The following is a 20,214-nucleotide window of genomic DNA, read 5'->3' as shown; positions in this document are numbered from 1 at the left end:
CGGCGATCCGGCGGATCAGGTCCAGTCCGGCCGTGATGTTGCCCCACTGGTCGCTGCCGCCGATCTGCAGGGTGCAGCCGTGCCGGCGGTACAGCTCCAGGTAGTCCATGGACTGGAGCAGCACGTAGCTGAACTCGGTGTAGCTGATCCCGCCGCCCTCCAGGCGGGAGCGCACGGTGTCGCGGGCCAACATCTGGTTGACGCTGAAGTGCTTGCCGACGTCCCGCAGGAACTCCAGGACCGACAGGCCGGAGGTCCACTCGGCGTTGTTCACCAGCAGCCCGTCGGTGGGGGCCGGCGAGGCCGCGGCCGGGTCGCCGAAGTCCAGGAAGGCCGAGAGCTGGCGGCGCAGCGCCTCGGTCCAGCTCTCCACGATCGCCTGCTCGTTCATCCGGCGCTCGCCGGTCGGCTTGGGGTCGCCGATGAGCCCGGTGGCGCCGCCGACCAGGGCGATCGGACGGTTGCCGGCCAGCTGGAAGCGGCGCAGGGTGAGCACCTGGGTGAGGTGGCCGACGTGCAGGCTGCCCGCGGTCGGGTCGAAGCCGCAATAGACCGTGACGGGGCCGCTCTCGAACGCCCTGCGCAAAGCGTCCTCGTCGGTGGTCTGGGCGAGCAGCCCGCGCCACCGCAGCTCTTCGACGATGTCCGTCACGGTGTCTCGTTCCTCCTCGTGATCGCGCGGGCCCCGACTGAGCTCGCGCGAGGGTTCAGCTTGCCGCAAAGGTTCGGGGCGGTGCCAACCGGTTCCGTCGTGTGGTCGCCGGTCACCGTGGTCGCGCGCCGCCCGCCGGGCCGTTCGGCGCGTCGCCGGCGGGGCGGGCGCGGCGGCGGGGCACGTGGGCGCGGTAGGGGCTGACCGTTGGATCGCCCTCGATGTAGAAGCGCCACGGCGTGTCGGCGCCGGCGCCGCCCACCCCGGTGCGCGGGCCGCACCCGATCAGGTCGGGGGCGGGCGGGGTGCCGTGCAGGATCCGCATCGGGGCGTCGTCCCCGGGGGCGCACAGGTCGGCCGCGTCGTGGGTGAGGTCCAGGCCGAGGGCGGAGGCCAGCCGCGCCGGGCCGCGGGCGTACTCGACGCCACGGCGGGCGGTGGCGCGGCGCCGGGCGACGATCTCGTGGCCGGTGAGGACCTCGCCGCCGCGCAGCAGCACCCCGGAGGCGGTGCCGTCCGGGCTGCACACCACGTTGGCGCAGTAGTGCATCCCGTAGGTGAAGTAGACGTAGAGGTGGCCGGGCGGGCCGAACATCGACGCGTTGCGCGCGGTGCGGCCGTTGCGGGCGTGCGAGCCGGGGTCGTTGGCGCCGAAGTAGGCCTCGACCTCGGTCAGGCGGAGTTCGACGGTGCCCTCGCCGGTGTCCACGGCGAGGACGCGGCCGAGCAGGTCGGGCGCCACCTCGGGGGCGTCGCGGAGGAAGAAGGAGCGGTCCAGCCGGGAGCGGGCGGTTCCGGTCGGATCGGCCACGGCCTCGGTCGGGTGTTCGGCCGGGCGCGGCGGGTGGGTCATCTGCGCTCCTGGTGTCGTCCGGGCGGTGCGGGGTGTGCGGCGCGTCCCGCCGCAGGTGGATGGGGGTGGTGGTCGGGACGCCCCGGGCGCGTGGGCGCCCTCCCCGGCGAGGCTACCTCCGCGCGGCCGGGGCCTTCCCCGGGCGGGCGTGGTGCCCGGGGCGGGGCCGTGCGGCGGCGGGCCCCCGGCGGCCCGGAGGGGGCCGGTAGGCTCGCCGCGGGCCGGTCGGCCGTCCCGGGGGGCGTGAGGACCGTCTCACCGATCGGGCCCGGCCGGGGAGCCGCGGCCCCCTCCCGAGGACGGGAGGGGGAGACGAATACGGAGGACACGGATGCCGTTCAAGAAGCTGCTGGCGAGTCTGGGTTCCGGCGGCGCGTCGGTGGACACGGTGCTCGCCAACCCGAACGTCTACCCCGGGGGCGTCCTGGAGGGGGAGGTGCGGCTGGAGGGCGGCACGGTCGACCAGGAGATCGAGTCGCTGAGCCTGGCCCTCCAGGCCCTGGTGGAGGTGGAGACCGAGGAGGGCGAGTACCGGGAGAACGTGGAGTTCCACACCGAGGTCGTCGCCGGCTCGACCACGGTCGCGGCCGGTGCCCGGCACACGGTGCCGTTCTCCCTCCAGGTGCCCTGGGAGACGCCGATCACCTCGGTGTTCGGGCAGACCCTGACCGGCATGCAGCTGGGTGTGAAGACGACCCTGGCGATCGCCCGGGCGGTGGACTCGGGGGACGTGGATCCGGTGGCGGTGCACGCGTTGCCGTCCCAGCAGGCGGTGCTGGACGGGTTCTCCCGGCTGGGGTTCGGCTTCCGTTCCGCGGACTGCGAGCGCGGCCACATCCGAGGCACCCAGCAGCGGCTGCCCTTCTACCAGGAGATCGAGTTCGGTGTGCCGGAGCGCTGGCGCCGCGCGCTGAACCAGGTGGAGGTCTCGTTCGTCGCCGGGCCGGGGGAACTGGAGGTCGTGCTGGAGATGGACAAGCGCGGCGGGCTGTTCACCGAGGGTTCGGACACCTACCGGCTGTTCCGGGTGGACCACGCGACCGCCGAGCAGACCGACTGGGCGGACTACCTCACCCAGTGGTTCGACGAGGTGGGCCGCAAGCGCGGCTGGGCGTAGGCCCGTCCGCGCGGGTGTCGCCCCTTCCGCCCGCGGGCGCCGGCCCTATCCTGGGCCGGTGCGCCGGGAGCGCGCTCCCGGCGGGCTGACCGACCGTCCACGAGACGGCCCGTCCGGCCGTCTCCCCACCGGAGGACTCCCCGTGTCCGACGCCACCAGGCCGCCGCTGCCGTACGACTACCTGCCGCCGGTTCCCTCGTTCACCGTGACCAGCACGGACGTCGCGGACGGCGCGACGCTGGGCGACGCGCAGGTGTACGCCAAGGGCAACACCTCCCCGCAGCTGAGCTGGTCGGGTTTCCCGCCGGAGACCCGCAGCTTCGTGGTGACGTGCTACGACCCCGACGCCCCGACCGGCAGCGGTTTCTGGCACTGGGTGCTGTTCGACATCCCCGCGTCGGTGACCGAGCTGCCGACCGGCGCGGGCGGTGGTGACTTCGCGGGGCTGCCGGCCGGCGCGGTGCACGCCCGCAACGACTACGGCAGCCGGGACTTCGGCGGCGCCGCGCCGCCGCCCGGGGATCCGGCGCACCGCTACGTCTTCGCGGTGCACGCGGTGGACGTGGAGAAGCTGGGGACGGACGCGGACTCCAGCCCGGCGGTCGTCGGCTTCAACCTGCACTTCCACACGCTCGCCCGGGCCGTGCTGGTCGCCACGTACACGGCGTGACGGTCGCCCGGTCGCGGGCGAGCGGTCGTCAGGGGCCGTTCGACCTGGGGTTCGCCCCGGCGTGGGGCGGCCCCTGACGCGTGCCGGGCGGCTACCGCGGGTGACCGTTCCGCGCCGGGCCGCGGTGGGTTTCCTCGATCGTCGGCCGGGACAGAAATCCGTTGTCGAACCAGTCGTCAGATCGGCACAGTGGATCCGCCCCGGCCGGGTGAGCCGGGCCTGGAGGTGGGCACGGCGTGCGCGAAACCCTGGTCCTGAACGCTACTTACCAACCACTCTCGACGGTTTCCCGGCAGCGCGCGGTGGTCCTGGTGCTCCAGGACAAGGCGGTGGTGGAGCACGCCGACGAGCGGCGGCGGTTCCGCGCCTCGCGGGTGGACGTCCCCACCCCCCGGGTGATCCGGCTGCGGCGGTACGTCAAGGTGCCTTTCCGACAACGGGCGGCCTGGTCCCGCGCCGGGCTGCTCTCCCGCGACCGGCACACCTGCGCCTACTGCGGCCGTCGGGCGACGACGGTGGACCACCTGCTGCCCCGGTCCCGGGGCGGGCAGGACACCTGGCTGAACACGGTGGCGGCCTGCACCACGGACAACCAGCGCAAGGCGGACCGGACGCCGGAGGAGGCGGGCATGCGGCTGCTGCGCGAGCCGTTCGAGCCGTCGCCGAGTCTGGCGCTGGCGCTGGCGCTGGGCTTCGACCCGGACGGCTACCCGGAGTGGCTGCCGAGCGCCGCCTGAAGCCGCGGACCCGACAGCCGCCGAACCGGTGGCCGGGGTGGCCCCACACGGCCGGGGCGCCGGCGCCCGCTCCCCCGGGTCGATCCTCCCCCGGGGCGGGGCGCCGGCGCTCCGGCGTTTCGGCGCTCCGGCGCTCGGGTTCAGAAGGCGGGGAAGGTCACCCCGGTGAGCTTCTCGGAGACCTCCCACAGCCGCCGCGCGGTCTCCCGGTCCCGGGCGGCGGTGGTGGTGCTGACCCAGCCGGGCTCGCCGCGGGCCTCCATGGGGCCGAGCGGCCCGAGGTAGTCCCCGCCGACGACCTGCGGATCGGTGGCCGCCCGCAGCGTGGGCAGCGCGCCGGCCTCGGCGGACTGCGCCCACAGGTAGGAGATCCGGCCGAGCGCGCCGTCGAAGAAACCGCCGCCGGCCATCTGGTGCCCGACGTTCGGGAGGTTGGTGGCGGAGGTGCCGGGGTGGGCGGCGACGGCGGTGAGGTCCACGCCGGCCCGGCGGACCCGGCTGTCCAGCTCGAAGGTGAACAGCAGGTTGGCGAGCTTGGACTGGCCGTAGGCCAGCCACTTGCGGTAGGTGCCCTCGGCGTTGAGGTTGCCGAAGTCGATCCGGCCCCACCGGTGCGCCATGGAGGAGACGGTGACCACCCGCGGCGATTCGGCCGCCAGCAGGGGGCGCATCAGCAGCCCGGTGAGCGCGAAGTGGCCGAGGTGGTTGGTGCCGAACTGCGTCTCGAAGCCGTCCACGGTGCGGTGCAGCGGCACCGCCATCACCCCGGCGTTGTTCACCAGCAGGTGCAGGCGCCCCTCGGTGATCTCGGTGATCTCGTCGGCGGCCTGGCGGACGCTGGCCAGGTCGGCGAGGTCGAGGCGGACCAGCTCCAGGTCCGCCCCGGGGAGCTCGGCGCGCAGGCGCTCCAGCGCGCGCTTGCCCTTCTCCGGGTCCCGGCAGGCGAGCAGCACCCGGGCGCCGTGCCGGGCCAGTTCCCGGGCGGTGGGTGTGCCGATGCCGCTGTTGGCTCCGGTCACCACGGCCGTGCGTCCGGTCAGGTCGGGGATGTTCTGGGCGGTCCACCTGGACCTGGGCATTGCGACTCCTCACGGGAACGGCACCGCCGGCCGGTGGACGGGTCCACCGGCCGGCAGGCTTGACGGAGTGTCAGCTGATCTGAGAGGGATGATGCGCGATGACACCGGTGTGCGGCAAGTGGCTCCGGTGTCGGCCGCCGGTCAGCGGGCCGCGCCGGCGACCGGCTTGTTCGTGCCGGCCGGGACGGCCCGCGCGTCACCCTCCTCGCTGATGCCGAAGCGCTCGTGCAGCCGGCGCAGCGGGCCAGGCGCCCACCAGTTGGCGTTGCCGGCCAGCCGCATGAAGACCGGGACGAGCACGGCGCGGATCAGCGTGGCGTCGACCAGGATCACGATGGCCATGCCGATGCCGAGCATCTGCAGGTACATGATCCCGGAGAACGCGTAGGTGGCGAACGAGGCGGCCAGGATGACCGCGGCGGCGGTGATCAGCGGGCCGCTGCGCTCCAGGCCGTGGGCGACCGCGAGGGAGTTGTCGCCGGTGCGGTCGTACTCCTCCTTGATCCGGGACATCATGAAGACCTCGTAGTCCATCGACAACCCGAAGGCGATGCAGAACATCAGGATCGGGAAGGTGGGTTCGAGGGTGCCGATCGCGGTGAACCCGATGATGTCGGAGAGGTTGCCCTCCTGGAACAGCCAGACCAGGACGCCGAACATCACGGCCATGCTGGTGACGTTGAGCAGGGTCGCCTTCAGCGGCAGCAGCAGGCTGCCGGTCATCAGGAACAGGATGACGAAGGTGACCAGCAGGATCAGCCCGAAGACCAGCGGCACCCGCTCGATCAGCGCGGCGCGGAAGTCGGCGAGCTCCGCCGGGTAGCCGCCGATGTGGATGGTCTCGGCGTCCGGAACGGCGGCGAGCTGGTCCATGAACTCGTTGATGTCACCGCCGAGCGCCTCGTTGGTGGGGATCACCGAGAACCAGGTGTCGCTCTCGCCGGCGAACCGCTCGCTGTCCGGGACGGCCGGCAGGATCCGCTCGCCGCCCCGGTAGCTGCCGGTGAGGGCGTCCACCTGGGCCACGCCGGGCAGGGCGGACAGCTCGGTGGCGGTGGCCTCGATGGTGGCGGTGTTGTCCGCGGTGCCGGGCACGCCCATGGTGACCACCTGGAGGGCGTCCATCTCCTCCTGGGCGAAGTTGTCGCGGATCTGCTGCTGCACCTGGCGGCTGGAGGTCTCCGGCGGCAGCACCCGGTCGTCCGGCAGGCCGAAGTTCAGGCCGAGGGTCGGGGAGCCGAGCACCAGGACGACGGCCAGGGCGGGCACGCCGTAGATCACCGGGCGGCGCATCATCCGCAGCGCCATGCGGTGCCAGCCGCTGCCCTCGCCGGTGCGGGCCGGCTTGCGCCGGGCGGCGCGGTGGCCGAGCCGGGTCAGCGCGGCGGGCAGGATGATCAGCGCCGCGAACACGGAGGTGAGCACCACGCCGACGCCGGCGTAGGCGAAGGAACGCAGGAACGGGAAGGGGAAGAACATCAGGCAGACCAGGGACACCGCCACGGTCAGCGCGCTGAACGCCACGGTGCGGCCGGCGGTGGCCACGGTCTCCTCGATGGACTCGGCGACGCTCCGCCCGCGCTCCAGCTCCTCGCGGAACCGGTTGATGATGAACAGGCAGTAGTCGACGCCGAGGCCGAGGCCCATCACCAGGGTGAGGTTGGCCGCGAAGGTGGAGACGTCCGTGATGTAGGTGACGATCCTCAGCAGGGCGAGGGTGGCCACCACGGAGAACAGGCCCATGCCCAGGGTGAGGGCGGCGACGCGGAAGCGCCGGTAGACCAGGAAGAGGCAGAGCAGCACCAGCGGCGTGACGATCAGCTCCGCGAACAGGAAGTCCTCGCGCGCCTGCTCGGCCGCCTGGCGGAACACCTCGTCGCCGCCGCCGACCGCGACGGAGATCAGCTCGTCCTCGCGGGTGATCTCCGGGGAGATCTCGGCCAGGTTGGTGCGGGCCTCGGTCACGTCGCCGGCGAGCCGGGCGACGATGACGGCCTGCATGCCGTCCTCACCGCGCAGGGCGGGCGAGTTGCCGCGGCCCCAGTAGGAGGCGACCTCGGCCACACCTTCCATGGCGGCCAGTTCCTCGGCGACGGCCTGCCCGGCGGCGGCCACCTCCGGGTCGTCCACGTCTCTGCCCTGTTGGGCGGTCACCAGCACCGCGATGTGCGGCTTACCGGTGTCGAACTCCGAGGCGAGGATGTCGGCCGTCTGGAGGGACTCCGATCCGGGGCTCTCGAAGCGGCTCAGGACGAGTCGGTCCATGGCTCCGGCGCCGACGGCCGCGGCGAGTACCGCGAGGACGACGCTGACCCAGACGAACGTGCGGGAGCGGCGGGCGATTAAGGCGCCGAGGCGGCGCAGGGCGGAGGGACGGACGAGGTCCCCGTGGTGGACGGAGGGGGAGGTCACTGGCACTGCTCAAGCCTTCCGAGGGGTCAACGATGCTTGTCGAGCCAGCCCGCGACGCCGTCGAACAGCATCGGGGCGTTGATGTCGAGGGGCAGGAAGTGGCCGGCGTCGGGGACCGTCAGGTCGGTCACGTCGCCGCTGCTGGTGAAGAGGCCGGGGTAGGACTGCACGCCCTGGCGCAGGACGTCCTTCTCGCCGAAGACGAGGTAGACGGGGACCTCGATGTCGTCGACGAGCTCCAGGTCCTGGAGGATGCCCATGGGCTCGGACACCATGACGCCGCAGGGGTTGCGCGGCTGCAGCGGCTCGATGGCCTCGACCACCCGCGGGTCGGCGTCGGGGCTGAGGCCACCGGCGAGGAAGTCCTCCGGGGTGCCGTCGAAGTACACGTAGCCGGCGGGGTCGCCGGGCTCGTTCTTGGGCTCGCCACCGTTCAGGCAGCGCTCGTAGGCGCCGAGGAAGCGCCGGTTGGTCTCGCCGGTGAGGCCGATGGCGGCCCAGCCGGTGAGGATGATGCCGTCGACGTCGTCGGGGTAGGACACCGCGACGGTCTCCGCGACCAGCGCGCCACTGGAGTGGCCGGCGAGGTAGACGCGTGAGAAGGCGGTCGGCTCGCCGCCGGTGACCGTGTAGTCGCCGGAGCGGAGCTGCTGGACGATCTGGTGGGCGTGCTCGGCGTGCGCGCCGCTGCAGCTGGCGAAGCCGTCCGGGATGTCGCTGGAGCCGTAGCCCAGGCGGTCGATGGTCACCGAGGCGTGGCCGCGGGCGGCGAGCTCCTGGGTGTAGTTGTGGCCGTCGACGCCGAGCCGCCAGATCCACTCACCGGTGTTGGTGCCGTGGACGTAGAGGGTGATCTCGGGGTCGGGCTGCGCCAGCACCTCGGCCGGGGCGGTGAGGTGGCCGCGGATGGTGTACGTCTCGCCGTCGACGGAGCACTGGCTGCGCGTGTTGTTGACGTTGCGCACGGTGAAGGAGACCGGGAGGTCGACGACCTCTCCGTCCGCGGCCGTCGCGGCGCGCTGCGCCACGGTGTTCGCCTGGGCGACGGGCGCGGTGGCCGGCGCGGTGGCCGGCGCGTCCTCGGATGCCACGGTGGGCGCCTGGGACACGGCTATGCCGACCAGCGCGAGGACGCCCGTCACCACCGTCGCCGCTCTCTTGCCGAACATGGGGGGTGGTTCCTCTCTGTGTGCCGGCGGCGGCCCCGCGAGGCCCGGGGGGTGGGCCTCATGGGGGGTGGGGCCGCCGTCGGTGGGAAGCGGTGGAGTGGTGGCCGGTCAGCCGAGTTGGTGGCGGTCCAGCCACGACGCCAGCGCGTCGTGCAGGCGGTCCGGCTCACGGGAGAGGGCCGAGTAGTGGCCGGCGCCCGCGAGGCTGATCAGTTCGGTGTCGTCGGTGCCGGTGAACAGGGCGCGGTGCGAGGGGCCCTCCTGCACGTTCTGGTCCGCGTCGCCGTAGGCGAAGAGCACCGGCACGTCGATCTCGTCGAGGTGCCGCAGGTCCACGGTGCTGGTCTCCAGCTGGGAGGCCATGTCGCCGCAGGGGTGGCGGTTCTGCAGCGGGACGGCGAGGTCGAGCACCACCTGCTCGGTGTCGGCGAAGTTCTCCTGGAGGAACTGGCGCTCGCCGATGTCGAAGTAGCCGTAGCCGTCCGGATCGTCGGCCGCCTCCGCCGGGGAACCACCCTGCATGCAGGCGGACAGCGCGCTGAAGAAGCGGGCGCTGGCCTCGTCGGTGACGCCCTGGTCGGCCCAGTTCATGATCACCAGGCCGTCCACGTCGCCGTAGGAGTAGGCCTCGATCTGGGCGATCTGGGCGCCGTTGTGGTGGCCGGCCAGCACGACCCGGTCGAACGAGGGGACCTGCTCGCCGCCCTCGGCGGTGTAGTCGCCGGAGCGGAGCGCCTGGACGATCTGGTGGGTGATGTCGGCCTGCCCGCCGAGGCAGGACAGCAGGCCGTCGGGGGTGTCGCTGGAGTCGTAGCCCAGGCGGTCGATGGTCACCGAGACGTGGCCGCGCTTGGCCATCTCCTCGGTGAAGTGGTAGCCGGGGACGTCCATGCGCCAGTACCACTCGCCGGTGGACAGGCCGTGCTGGTAGAGCGTCACCGCCTGGCCGGTGTTCTCCAGGGCGGTCGCGGGCCCGGTGAGGTGGCCGCGCACCCGGTAGGTCTGGCCGTCGGTGTTGCACGCCGCCTCGGAGGTGTTGGTGTTGCGCACCTCGAAGGTGATCGGGATGTCGGCGATGTCCGCCTGCCGGAGCCGCTCCGTGGTGACCGCGGGCAGTTCCTCCGTGGAGGGGAGGGACTGCGCGGCGGTCTCGGCCAGGGCGTCGGCCTCGCCGGTGGCGTCGCCCTGGAACAGGCCGGCGTCCTGGCGTCCCGGCACCGCGATCAGGGCGGCGGCGATCAGGATGACGAGAGCCCACCTACTGCGCTTCATGGGGAACCCGCTTCTTGGTTGCGATCTCGTTGGTGGTGGTGGAGTCCTCCGCGCCGGCGGGGACGGTGACCGCCTCGGCGGCGGGCGCCTCGGCCCCGGGCGCCGGGTCCGCCGGGTGGCCGCCGCGGCCGGCGTACTCGTACGAGGGGGTGGTGGAGGCCCGCTCGTGCGGCACCGGTTCGGCCGACTCGCGCAGGCCGAAGCGGTCGTGCAGGCGGCGCAGCGGCGCCGGGGCCCACCAGGTGGCGCGGCCGGTCATCCGCATGACGGCGGGCACCAGCAGGGTGCGCACCACGGTGGCGTCCACCAGGACGGCGAGGGCGACGCCCCAGCCGAGCATCATCGTGTTGGTGATGCGGGAGAAGCCGATGGCGAACAGCACCACGGCCAGGATGATCGCGGCGGCGGTGATGATGCCGGCGGTGCGCTGGAGGCCGACGGAGACCGCGGTGCGGTTGTCGCCGGTGCGGTCGTACTCCTCCTTCATCCGCGACAGCAGGAAGACGCCGTAGTCCATGGACAGGCCGAACGCCATGCAGAACATCAGCACCGGCAGCGAGGTGTCGATGAACCCGGACGGGGTGAAGCCGATCAGGCCGGCGAGGTTGCCGTCCTGGAAGATCCAGACCACGGCGCCGAACATCGCGGTGAGGCTGAGCGCGTTGAGCACGACGGCCTGGATGGGCACCAGCACGCTGCCGGTGAGCAGGAAGACCAGCACCAGGGTGGTCAGCACGATGGCGCCCAGCGCCCAGCCGAGCCGGCTGCCGATCGCCTGCTGGCTGTCCACCAGGGCGGCGGCCTGGCCGGCGACCATGGTGTCGAGCGGGGTGTCCACGTCGCGGATGGCGCGGACGAGGTCCTGGCTCTCCGGGGAGATGTCCTCGATGCCGTCCTCGGGGTGCACCTGGAGGTAGCTGAGGCCGTCGGTCTCGCGGGCGGCGTCCACCGGGGTGCGCGGCTCGGACTGCCGGCCCTCGGCGAAGGTGCCGACGGGGCTCTGCACCTCCTGCACGCCCTCCAGGGCGGAGACCGCGGTGGCGAACTCGACGAGGTCCTCGCGCTCCTCGGCGGTGTCCACGCCGCGGGCCAGGACGTCGATGACGCCGGTGGCGCTGCTGTCGAAGTTGTCGCGGATGATCTGCTGCACGACCCGCGGCTCGGCCTCGGCCGGGAGCTGGCGGTCGTCGGCCATGCCGAACTCCACGCGCAGGAAGGGCAGGCCGAGCAGGACGAGCAGGGCGACCGAGCCCACCGCGAAGATCGGGGCGCGCCGCATCACGGTGCTGGTCAGCCGGACGAAGCCGGAGGGCTTGGCCGTCCCGCCGGCGGCCTTGGCACGGCGGCGGGTCAGCAGCCGGCTGAGGTCGAGGGAGTTGACCCGCTTTCCGAGGACGACCAGCAGCGCCGGGAGCACCAGCAGCGCGGCGGCGGCCGCCAGCAGCACGACGCTGACGCCGGCGTAGGCGAAGGAGCGCAGGAAGTACAGCGGGAACAGCAGCATCGCGGCGAGCGCGACGGAGACCGTCAGGGCGGAGAAGAACACCGTCCGGCCGGCGGTGTTCAGCATGGTGGTGACGGCGGTGCGCGGGTCGGCGCCGAGTTCCAGCTCGTCGCGGAAGCGCCGGACCATCAGCAGCGCGTAGTCGATGGCCAGGCCGAGCCCGAGCGCGGTGGTGAGGTTCTGCGCGAAGACCGAGACGTCGGTGACTCCGGCGATCGCCCACAGCGCCGCGTTGGTGCCGATGATGGCGATGATGCCGACGGCGAGCGGCAGCAGGGCCGCGATCACGCCGCGGAAGACCAGCACCAGGATCAGCAGGGTCAGCGGGAGGGCGATGACCTCCGAGCGGATGAGGTCCTCCTCGATGGTGTCCTCGACCTCGGAGAGGATCGCGGTGACACCGCCGATCTGGACCTCCAGGTCGCCCTGCCGGCCCTGGTAGTCGGGGGCCAGCCGCCGCTGGGCCTCGCCGGCCTCGGCCTCGTTGCCCGTCAGGTGGGCGACGATCAGCGCGTAGCGGCCGTCGGGCGACTTCAGGCTGTCGGCGCCGGTGTGCCAGTAGGAGGTGACGCCGCTGACCGACTCCTCGTAGGCGAGGCGCTCGGCGAGCTGCACGCCCTGCTGGGCGATGGCGCGGTCATCGACGTCGCGGTCGCTGGAGACCATCAGGACGAAGTTGGGACGAGCGTTCGGGAAGTACTCGTCCAGCAACTCGGCCGCGTGGGCGGACTCCGAGTTGGGGTCCTCGGTGCCCTGTCCGGCACGGAGGCGGTCGGTCACCCCGCCGCCGAGCACGGCCGCGATGATGACAAATATCAAGGCCACAAGGAGCAGCGCCCGTGGTCGGCGCGTGGACAACCGGGCCAGCGCGTTCGTCAACGAAAACACCTTTCACGTGACCCGCAAACGGGACGTCCGGGCACGGCGGCATGGGCCGTCTCGGCGGCGGATCCGCCGCCGACACACGCCCGCACACCATAGGCATGCAGAACGATATGGCCTTTATATCATCTGGGATGCATTCCCTGTGGGCGTCCCATGGTCTGCCAGACGGGACAGAATAGACGAAGGCCCGGCCCCGACCCGACGAGGGGTCAGGACCGGGCCCGGAACCCGGCGCTCCGCCAGCTTCCGCCGGCGGGCGGGATGGTGGTCGTCCGGCCGCTAGCCTCCGTAGACCGCGGCGTCCACGCCGCGGGCGGCCGCGTCGCGGGGCAGCAGCGCCAGCCCCTCGCCCACGGCGAGGGCGCGCCCCGCGCTCACCGACGGGGCGTCCTGCGGCAGCAGCGCCACGCTGTCGGCCTGGCCGTCGGTCAGCGCGTAGCCGATCACCTCGGCCGGCTCGCCCGCGGTGGCGTCCGCGACCGCCAGCACGGAGTCCTCGCGCACCGCCACCACGGTCAGCCGGCGGCCCTCCGGCGCCGCCCGGTGCCACAGCACCTGGCCGCTGGCCGCGTCCACGGCGACCAGCTCGGCGGCGCCGGTGCTGGAGGAGAGCGTGGTGGTGACGATGGTGCCGCCGCCGGCGACCACGCTGGGCACCGGGGCCGACAGGCCGTCGTTCACCCGCAGCTCGCCGAAGTCCTGGTCCACGGCCAGCTCGGCGGTGGTCTGGCCCTCGCCGTCGAGGGTCAGGATCGTGCCGTTGCCCTCCGCGGCGCTGTCCACCGGGCGCACCACCACCGGATCGACCGAGAGCACGTCCACCCGCAGCGTGGTGGCCGCCAGCTCCCGGGTCCACACCGTCTCGCCGTTCTCGGCGTTCACCGCCCGCAGCCCCTCCTCGCGGTCCGGGGTGTAGCAGGTGCGCTGGGCGATGATCGCGGTCGCACCGGCCGTCGGGGCGGAGAAGCCGCAGTTGTCGCCGGCCTCGGCCGCCCAGGCGCGCTCGCCGTCGGCCGGCCGGTACCCGGCCATGCCGGCCGGGGTGAGGGCGACGACCAGGCTGTCGTTGGCGGTGACCCGCAGCGGCGCGTCCGCCTCCCCCTCGCCGTCCAGCTCGTGGTTCCAGGCCGCCGTGCCGTCGGCGAGGTTCAGGCCGACCAGCCGGCTGCACCGGTCCTCGCCGGCCTTCCCGTACAGGACGGCTCCGACGCCCTCGCCGGCCGGGGTGGCGGCGGCCGCGCAGGGGACGAGGTCCTCCGCCGGGGGCTCGGCGCTCCAGGCGAGCTCACCGCTGTCCAGCCGGTAGCCGCGGGCGCCGCTGCCGTCGACCCGGACCAGCAGCTCGCCGGTGGTCCAGGCGGCCAGCAGGTCGCCGCCGGCCGCGGAGTCGCCGGCCGGCGGCTCGGTCGCCCACGCCTGCTGCCAGGCCGGCGAACCGGTGCCGGCCTGCTCCCCGCCGCCCTCCTCGCCCCCGCCTCCCGGCCGCCAGACCCACAGGCCCAGGGCGACCAGCACCACCAGCGCGACCGCCCCGGCGATCAGCGGAAGCGGCAGGCGGCGGCCGGAACGCCTCGGGGCCCGCCCCGCGTCGCCGCCGCGGGAACCGGCCGCCCGGGAGGCCCCGCGCTCGCCCTCGCCGGGACGGGCGCCGTCGGCGGGGAAGGAACCGGCCGCGCCGGGCCCGCCGGACGGGTCGGACAGCGGCGGCAGGTCGGTGCGGGTCGCGTCGTCGTCGGCGAGGTGCCCGGCCGCCGCGGAGCCGTCCGCGCCCGGGAACGGCGGCGGATAGCCCTGGGCCGCGCCGTACTCCCCGTACCCCGCCGGCCCGTCGTAGCCGTCCGGACCGTCGTGGTCGTCCGGACCGTCGTAGCCGTCCGGACGGTCGTAGTCGTCCGCGCCGGCGTAGCCCGCGGGGGCCGGGTAGTCGTCGGTCTCCCCGTACGGACGGTAGCCGGCGCCGGCCGGGTAGCCGTCCGCGTCCGCGAAGGCGCCGCCCGAGCCGTACTCCGGGCCGTACGCCGGGTCGTGCTCCTGGTAGGGGCGCTCGGGGTCGGCGTAGCCCACCGCGCCGGGGGCGTAGCGCCCGTCCACCGGGTCGCCGCCGGGGTAGCCGCCGGTGCCGTAGCCGGCCGGCCCGTCCGCCCCCGGGGAGTCGTAGCCGGCCGGCGGGTACGGCGCGGTGGGCGGCTGGTGCAGCGGATCCGGGTAGTCCCGGTGGTCCGCGGCCCAGCTCCCCGCCTCGCCGCTCCCGGGCAGCCCGTCGCCGGGCGGCGGCCCGCCCGGCATCGGGCCGGTCAGCGGGTCGTACCCGGGCTGCCGCTCCGCGCCGTAGCCGCCGGTGGACCACGGGGCGTCGCTGTCCACCCGCTGCTGCCAGGCGGTCTGGTCCTGCCCCGCCTCCTCACCGGGGTGCGGAGGGAAGGGAGGGTACGGACTGGTGCCGTCGTGGCCGCCGTGGCCCTGGCGGCCGTCGTACCCTGCGGAGTCGTTGGGCATGCGGAGGTACCGTCCCCGATCGTGTCGGCGCTGCGTGCCTGGGATCGTAACGGAAAGGTGTCGGCCATTCGGGTGACGGGGGCGGCCCGAGTGGGTATCACCTCCTGTCCCGCCCGGCCGGACCGTGCCCGCCGTCCACCCCTCCCCGGCTCCGCCGCGGCCCGTGGAGCGCTACCCCGGGATCACCATCCAGAGCACCGCGAGCAGCATCAGGGCCGCCACCGGGGCCACCGCCCACAGCGCGTACCGGGCCCCGGCCGCCACGATCGGCGGACGACGGCGCACCGGCAGGGTGTAGGCCGCCACCGGGTGGCGCAGCGCCGTCCCGTCGTGGAACACCTGGACGACGTGGCCGTCCATGACGTGGATCCGGCTGGCCGCCCGCGAGCCCGGGTCACGCACCCGGTAGACGCCCACCGGTCGACCGGTGTGCAGGTCGAGCACGCTGAGCTCCGGCCCGCGGGTCTGGCCGGCCACCTCGGCGAGGACGTACACCCGGTCCTGCCCCCGGGTCAGCGCCAGCAGCCGGCGCGGGCAGGGGTGGGTCCACAGGTGTTCGCCGCTGTCCAGGGAGAACGCCGCCACCTGGTCGCGGAAGCCGTCCCCGGGCCGGCGCACCCGGGTGACCAGGACGTCCTCGGTGACCACGGCGGCCGGGTCGGCCATCGCGCCGAAGTCGCGCGGCGCCAGGTCCAGTTCGCCGGACGGCGCGCTGTAGGGGATGCGCAGCCGGATCCCGCCCTGCCCGTCCAGTACCAGCAACGTGCCGCTGGCCCGCCGGCCGCGCTCGGTGGCGGCCAGCACCAGCGGATCCACCGACAGGCACTCCACCGAGCTCAGCGCACCCCACGGGGGGATGCTCACCGCCCAGCGGACCCGGCCGGTGGCCACGTCCAGCATCCGGGCCTCCGCCTGCCCCTCGTACAGGTGGACGCTGACCGCCCGCTCACCGGAGGCGTAGATCCGCCCGGCGGCGCGGGGGGCGCCGGGCGGCGCGGGCGCGCACCACAGCTCCGCGCCGGTGAGGGCGTCGTGGGCCACCACGGCGTCCGCCGTGTGCAGCAGCACCCGGTCCCCCGCTGCGGCCACCAGGCCGGGCGCCGGCCGCGGCACCAGGGCGGCCAGCCGCGGGTCGGCCGGCAGCGGCCGGGACCAGCGCGGCGCGCCGGTGCGCAGGTCCAGGGCTACGGCGGTGGCCGCGCCGTCCTGGACGTGGATCAGGGCGCCGGTGGCGGCGGCGGTGCTCCGGGCGACCGAGACCACCTCGCCGCGCCCGGGCACCCGGTACTCCCACTGCAGCCGTCCGCTGGGCACGTCGTAGGCGCGCACCAGGTCGAACCGGATGCGCACCAGCAGGCCGTCGGAGAGCCAACTCCCCTCGGCCCGCGCGGAACTGGGCCGGTCGAACTCGGCGCACCACACGGGGGCCAACCGGGCCGGGTGCGGTCTGCGGGGGACCGGTGCGGTCTCGGTCTTGCGCATGTTGGCCGGTCCTCCGTCCCGGATGAACTGGGATCCGCCGCTCACGTCATCAACTGTGGACCACGGTGCGGGACGGGGGGTGGGGCGACGGGGCGGAATCGGGGAAAGTTCGTCGCCCGGTCAGGGGATGTTCATCCACGCCAGGGCCGGCCGGCCCTGGCGCGGCGCGGGGAGTGGCGGTGGGGCGCCCGGAGCGTGGGCCGAGGCCGGCCACAGCGCGGCCAGAGCCGTGCCGGATCAGCCGAGGAGCATGCTGCCCACGGCGGTGAGGCCGACCACGACGATCACGCCGCGCAGCACGGTGGGCGGCAGGCGGCGGCCGACCCGGGATCCGATCTGGCCGCCGAGGGTGGCGCCGACGGCGATCAGCGCGACGGCGGCCCAGTCGAAGTCGGCGACGAACAGGAACACCACCGCCGCCACCGCGTTCACGATCATGGCCAGGACGTTCTTCAGGGCGTTGAGCCGCTGGAGGTCGTCGTCGAGCGCGGTGCCCATCAGGGCGAGCAGGATGATCCCCTGCGCGGCGCCGAAGTAGCCGCCGTAGACGCCGCAGGCGCCCACCCCGAGCGGGAGCAGCCGGCCGCCGTGGTCGGAGGCCGGCCGCGGGTCGCGCCCCTGCCGCAGCGCCTCCTCGCGGGCCGCCTCCCGGCGGGCGGCGAGCCGCCGGGACAGCCGCGGTTGCAGCACCACCAGGACGAGCGCCAGCAGGATCAGCGCGGGGACGATCCGGTCGAACGCCTCCTCGGGGAGCAGCAGCAGCGCGACGGCCCCGGCCGCGCCGCCGAGCAGCGAGGCCACGCCGAACCGGAGGATCCGGCCGCGCTGTCCGGCCAGTTCGCGCCGGTAGCCGATCGCGCCGCTGAGCGAGCCGGGCACCAGGCCGAGGTTGTTGGAGACGTTGGCGACGACGGGCGGTATGCCGACGGCGAGCAGCACCGGGAAGGTGATCAGCGTGCCGGAGCCCACGATGGTGTTGATCGTGCCCGCCCCGACACCGGCGACCAGCACCAGCAGCATCTCCGCCCAGCTCATCCCGCCACCGCTCCCGTTCCGCCTCGTCCGGCACGCCGGCCCCATTCTCACCGTCCCCGCCGGGCGCGGGGCCGGCCCGGGGTGGTGATCACGGTCACGGCGGGTCGGGCCGGGGCGGGTCGGGTCGGGTCGGGGGTGGAACGGCGCCGCGCCGCGGCCCGGGGTGGGGCGCGGCGCGGAGCCGCCCCGGGCGCGGGTCGCGCCCGGTGGCGGCGGGGGGTCGGGGACGGACGGGAGGGGGTCGCCGGCGGGCGAGGGCGGGTCAGTAGCCGCCGCGGGGCGTCCCGCCGCCCTGCGGCGGGTAGTCCCGGCCCTGCGGGTAGTCGCGCCGCACCTGGCGGACCGGGTCGCCGGTGGGCCGGGCGGGCGGCGGGGTCGCGGCCTTGGCGCCGCCTCCGTCGTTCATCCCGGCCAGGCCGCCGATGGCGCCGCCGAGGCCCTCCAGGGCCTTGCCCAGTTCGCTGGGCACGATCCACAGCTTGTTCGCGTCGCCCTCGGCGATCTTCGGCAGCATCTGGAGGTACTGGTAGGCGAGCAGCTTCTGGTCCGGGTCGCCGGCGTGGATGGCGTCGAAGACCCGCTGGATGGCCTGCGCCTCACCGTCCGCGCGCAGCACCGCCGCCTTGGCCTCGCCCTCGGCGGTCAGGATCGCCGCCTGCCGGCTGCCCTCCGCGGTCAGGATCTGGGACTGCTTGGTGCCCTCGGCCTGGAGGATCGCGGCGCGCTTGTCCCGCTCGGCGCGCATCTGCTTCTCCATGGAGTCCTTGATGGAGACCGGCGGGTCGATGGCCTTCAGCTCGACGCGGTTGACGCGGATGCCCCAGCGGCCGGTGGCCTCGTCCAGCACGCCGCGCAGCGCGCTGTTGATCTCCTCGCGGGAGGTGAGGGTGCGCTCCAGGTCCATGCCGCCGATGATGTTGCGCAGCGTGGTGACGGTGAGCTGCTCGATGGCCTGGATGTAGCTGGCGACCTCGTAGGTGGCCGCGCGGGCGTCGGTGACCTGGTAGTAGATGACCGTGTCGATCTCGACCACCAGGTTGTCCTGGGTGATCACCGGCTGCGGGGGGAAGGGGACGACCTGCTCGCGGAGGTCCACCCGGTTGCGGATGGTGTCGATGAACGGCACGACGATGTTCAGGCCCGCGTTGAGGGTGCGGGTGTAACGGCCGAACCGCTCCACGATGGCGGCGCTGGCCTGCGGGATCACCTGGACGGTCCTGATCACCGCGACGAGGACCAGCACGGCGAGCACGATCAGGACGATGATGACTGGTTGCAAGGCAGCTCCCCGTGTGTGACAGGTCGCCGGTCGGGTTCCGACCGGCGCGTGGTGGTGGCGTCGTCCAGCTTTCCAGATGTGCTGTCAACCTCGCCGGGACAGCACCGAAGTCACGGGGGCGCGACGGGGCGCGCGGGGGGTGGCGCGCTCACATGACGATGGCCGTCGCGCCCTTGATCTCCACGACGTCGACGGTCTCCCCCGGTTCGAAGACCTGGCCGGTGTCGAGCGCGCGGGCGCTCCACTCCTCCCCGGCCAGCTTGATCCGTCCGCCGTGGGCGTCGACACGGGAGAGCACGACGGCGTTGGCGCCGCGCAGGGCCTCGATGCCGGTCCGGGCCTCGGGTCGCTCACGGCGCAGGTGCCGCCGGGCGATCGGGCCGACCGTGCCCACCAGGGCGGCGGAGACCACGGCGAACACGCCTATCTGGAGGGCGACGCCGGCGCCCAGGGCGGCCGCGACGGCCGCCGCCACCGCGCCGATGCCGAACATGCCGAACTCGGGCACCGCGGTGAGCACGAGCGGGATGCCCAGGCCCGCGGCCCCGATCAGCCACCACATCCACGCGTCCACGGAACCATCTTAGGTGGGCGGGGCCGTTCCGGGAGGGCGTCCGCGCGCCAAAAACGCCGGGCCGGGCGGCCGAATCGGGCCCCTGCCCCGGCCCGGTGGCCCCGGGGTCCGGTCGGCCGCCCGCTCCGCGCGGCCGCCGGCCCCACGGCGGGTCAGTCGTCGGCCAGCGGCAGGCCGCGCGCCGTCCAGCGGCCCTGCGACCGCTCGACCACCAGCGGCAGGCCGAAGCAGTGCGAGAGGTTGCGGGAGTTCAGCTCCTGCTCGATCGGGCCCGCGGTGAGCACCCGGCCCTGGCGGATCATCAGGACGTGGGTGAAGCCCGGCGGGATCTCCTCGACGTGGTGGGTGACCATGACCATGGCGGGCGCGAGCGGGTCGGCCGCCAGCCTGCCGAGCCGGCGCACCAGGTCCTCCCGGCCGCCGAGGTCGAGGCCGGCCGCCGGCTCGTCCAGCAGCAGCAGCTCCGGGTCGGTCATCAGGGCGCGGGAGATCATGGTGCGCTTGCGCTCGCCCTCGGAGAGCGTGCCGTAGGAGCGGTCCTCCAGGCCGGCCATGCCGAGCCGGTCCAGCAGGTAGTCGGCGCGCGCGGCGTCGGTGGTGTCGTACTTCTCCCGCCAGCGGGCCGTCATGCCGTAGGCGGCGGTCAGCACGGTCTCCCGGGCGGTCTGCCGGCGCGGCATGCGCTCGGCGAGGGCCGCGCTGGCCATGCCGATGCGGGGGCGCAGCTCGAAGACGTCGACGGCGCCGAGCTTCTCTCCGAGCACCGAGACGGTGCCGGTGGTGGGGAACAGGTAGGTGGAGGCGACCTGCATGAGCGTCGTCTTGCCGGCGCCGTTCGGCCCGAGGACGGCCCACCGCTCGCCTTCGGCGACCGCCCAGGAGACCTGGTCCACCAGCCGGCGGCCCGCTCGGACCACGGATACGTCCACCAGCTCCAGAACGTCGCTCATCGCGCGCGTGCCTTCCCGTCTGCCGTTCGGCCGGATCGCGGCCGCCTG

General features: G+C 74.1%; 16 protein-coding genes (1 of these 16 cut by a window edge). 3 read left to right on the top strand and 13 right to left on the bottom strand.

Going from position 1 to position 20,214, the window contains the following annotated elements:
* Positions 1–652: the 5' portion of a tyrosine--tRNA ligase gene (tyrS, locus tag FHU37_RS01510; protein WP_179812417.1), read on the bottom strand. The gene continues 644 nt to the left of window position 1, outside the view; only the first 652 of its 1,296 coding nucleotides appear in the window; the start codon lies at positions 650–652; its stop codon lies beyond the left edge, outside the window.
* A 112-nt stretch (positions 653–764) separates the two neighbouring features.
* Complete coding sequence (locus tag FHU37_RS01505; RefSeq protein WP_179812416.1) at positions 765–1,505, bottom strand: DNA-3-methyladenine glycosylase; 741 nt, start codon at positions 1,503–1,505, stop codon at positions 765–767.
* 331 nt (positions 1,506–1,836) lie between these two features.
* Here FHU37_RS01505 and FHU37_RS01500 point away from each other — a divergent pair, with 331 nt between their 5' ends.
* The 3 genes from FHU37_RS01500 to FHU37_RS01490 all read left to right on the top strand — a co-directional run bounded on the left by FHU37_RS01500 (position 1,837) and on the right by FHU37_RS01490 (position 4,029).
* On the top strand, positions 1,837–2,622 hold the full coding sequence (locus FHU37_RS01500; protein ID WP_179812415.1) for a sporulation protein: 786 nt from the start codon (positions 1,837–1,839) through the stop codon (positions 2,620–2,622).
* A gap of 142 nt (positions 2,623–2,764) precedes the next feature.
* Positions 2,765–3,292 carry a YbhB/YbcL family Raf kinase inhibitor-like protein gene (locus FHU37_RS01495; protein ID WP_179812414.1) on the top strand — a complete coding sequence of 176 codons (528 nt, stop codon included), beginning with the start codon at positions 2,765–2,767 and terminating at the stop codon, positions 3,290–3,292.
* Positions 3,293–3,528: 236 nt separating this feature from the next.
* Positions 3,529–4,029 carry an HNH endonuclease gene (locus FHU37_RS01490; RefSeq protein WP_179812413.1) on the top strand — a complete coding sequence of 167 codons (501 nt, stop codon included), beginning with the start codon at positions 3,529–3,531 and terminating at the stop codon, positions 4,027–4,029.
* 140 nt (positions 4,030–4,169) lie between these two features.
* On the opposite strand, the gene FHU37_RS01485 is transcribed toward FHU37_RS01490, so the two are convergent.
* The 11 genes from FHU37_RS01485 to FHU37_RS01435 all read right to left on the bottom strand — a co-directional run bounded on the left by FHU37_RS01485 (position 4,170) and on the right by FHU37_RS01435 (position 20,166).
* Positions 4,170–5,108: an oxidoreductase gene (locus FHU37_RS01485; protein WP_179812412.1), complete on the bottom strand. Its 939-nt coding sequence runs from the start codon at positions 5,106–5,108 to the stop codon at positions 4,170–4,172.
* 141 nt (positions 5,109–5,249) lie between these two features.
* Positions 5,250–7,526, bottom strand: coding sequence for an MMPL family transporter (locus FHU37_RS01480; protein ID WP_179812411.1), 2,277 nt, complete (start codon positions 7,524–7,526; stop codon positions 5,250–5,252).
* Between the two features lie 20 nt (positions 7,527–7,546).
* Complete coding sequence (locus tag FHU37_RS01475) at positions 7,547–8,689, bottom strand: alpha/beta hydrolase (protein ID WP_179812410.1); 1,143 nt, start codon at positions 8,687–8,689, stop codon at positions 7,547–7,549.
* 108 nt (positions 8,690–8,797) lie between these two features.
* On the bottom strand, positions 8,798–9,961 hold the full coding sequence (locus FHU37_RS01470; protein WP_179812409.1) for an alpha/beta hydrolase: 1,164 nt from the start codon (positions 9,959–9,961) through the stop codon (positions 8,798–8,800).
* A complete protein-coding gene (locus FHU37_RS01465) occupies positions 9,948–12,344 on the bottom strand; it encodes an MMPL family transporter (RefSeq protein WP_179812408.1) in 2,397 nt (798 codons plus the stop codon). The genes FHU37_RS01470 and FHU37_RS01465 overlap by 14 nt, the downstream gene beginning before the upstream one ends.
* Positions 12,345–12,629: 285 nt before the next feature.
* The gene (locus tag FHU37_RS01460; protein WP_179812407.1) at positions 12,630–14,846 is read right to left on the bottom strand and encodes an outer membrane protein assembly factor BamB family protein; all 2,217 of its coding nucleotides are present in this window, start codon (positions 14,844–14,846) and stop codon (positions 12,630–12,632) included.
* Positions 14,847–15,017: 171 nt separating this feature from the next.
* Positions 15,018–16,373 carry an outer membrane protein assembly factor BamB family protein gene (locus FHU37_RS01455; RefSeq protein ID WP_179812406.1) on the bottom strand — a complete coding sequence of 452 codons (1,356 nt, stop codon included), beginning with the start codon at positions 16,371–16,373 and terminating at the stop codon, positions 15,018–15,020.
* Positions 16,374–16,565: 192 nt separating this feature from the next.
* Entirely contained in the window at positions 16,566–17,363 is a 798-nt protein-coding gene (locus FHU37_RS01450) for a sulfite exporter TauE/SafE family protein (protein WP_179812405.1), read from the bottom strand.
* Between the two features lie 262 nt (positions 17,364–17,625).
* Positions 17,626–18,642, bottom strand: a complete 1,017-nt coding sequence (locus tag FHU37_RS01445; RefSeq protein ID WP_179812404.1) for an SPFH domain-containing protein — start codon at positions 18,640–18,642, stop codon at positions 17,626–17,628.
* A gap of 148 nt (positions 18,643–18,790) precedes the next feature.
* Entirely contained in the window at positions 18,791–19,204 is a 414-nt protein-coding gene (locus FHU37_RS01440; RefSeq protein ID WP_179815950.1) for an NfeD family protein, read from the bottom strand.
* Between the two features lie 164 nt (positions 19,205–19,368).
* Entirely contained in the window at positions 19,369–20,166 is a 798-nt protein-coding gene (locus FHU37_RS01435) for an ABC transporter ATP-binding protein (RefSeq protein ID WP_179812403.1), read from the bottom strand.
* Between the last annotated feature and the right edge of the window lie 48 nt (positions 20,167–20,214).

The organism is Allostreptomyces psammosilenae (assembly GCF_013407765.1).
Taxonomy (GTDB): Bacteria; Actinomycetota; Actinomycetes; order Streptomycetales; family Streptomycetaceae; genus Allostreptomyces; species Allostreptomyces psammosilenae.
This window is presented reverse-complemented; position numbering and strand designations above follow the sequence as displayed.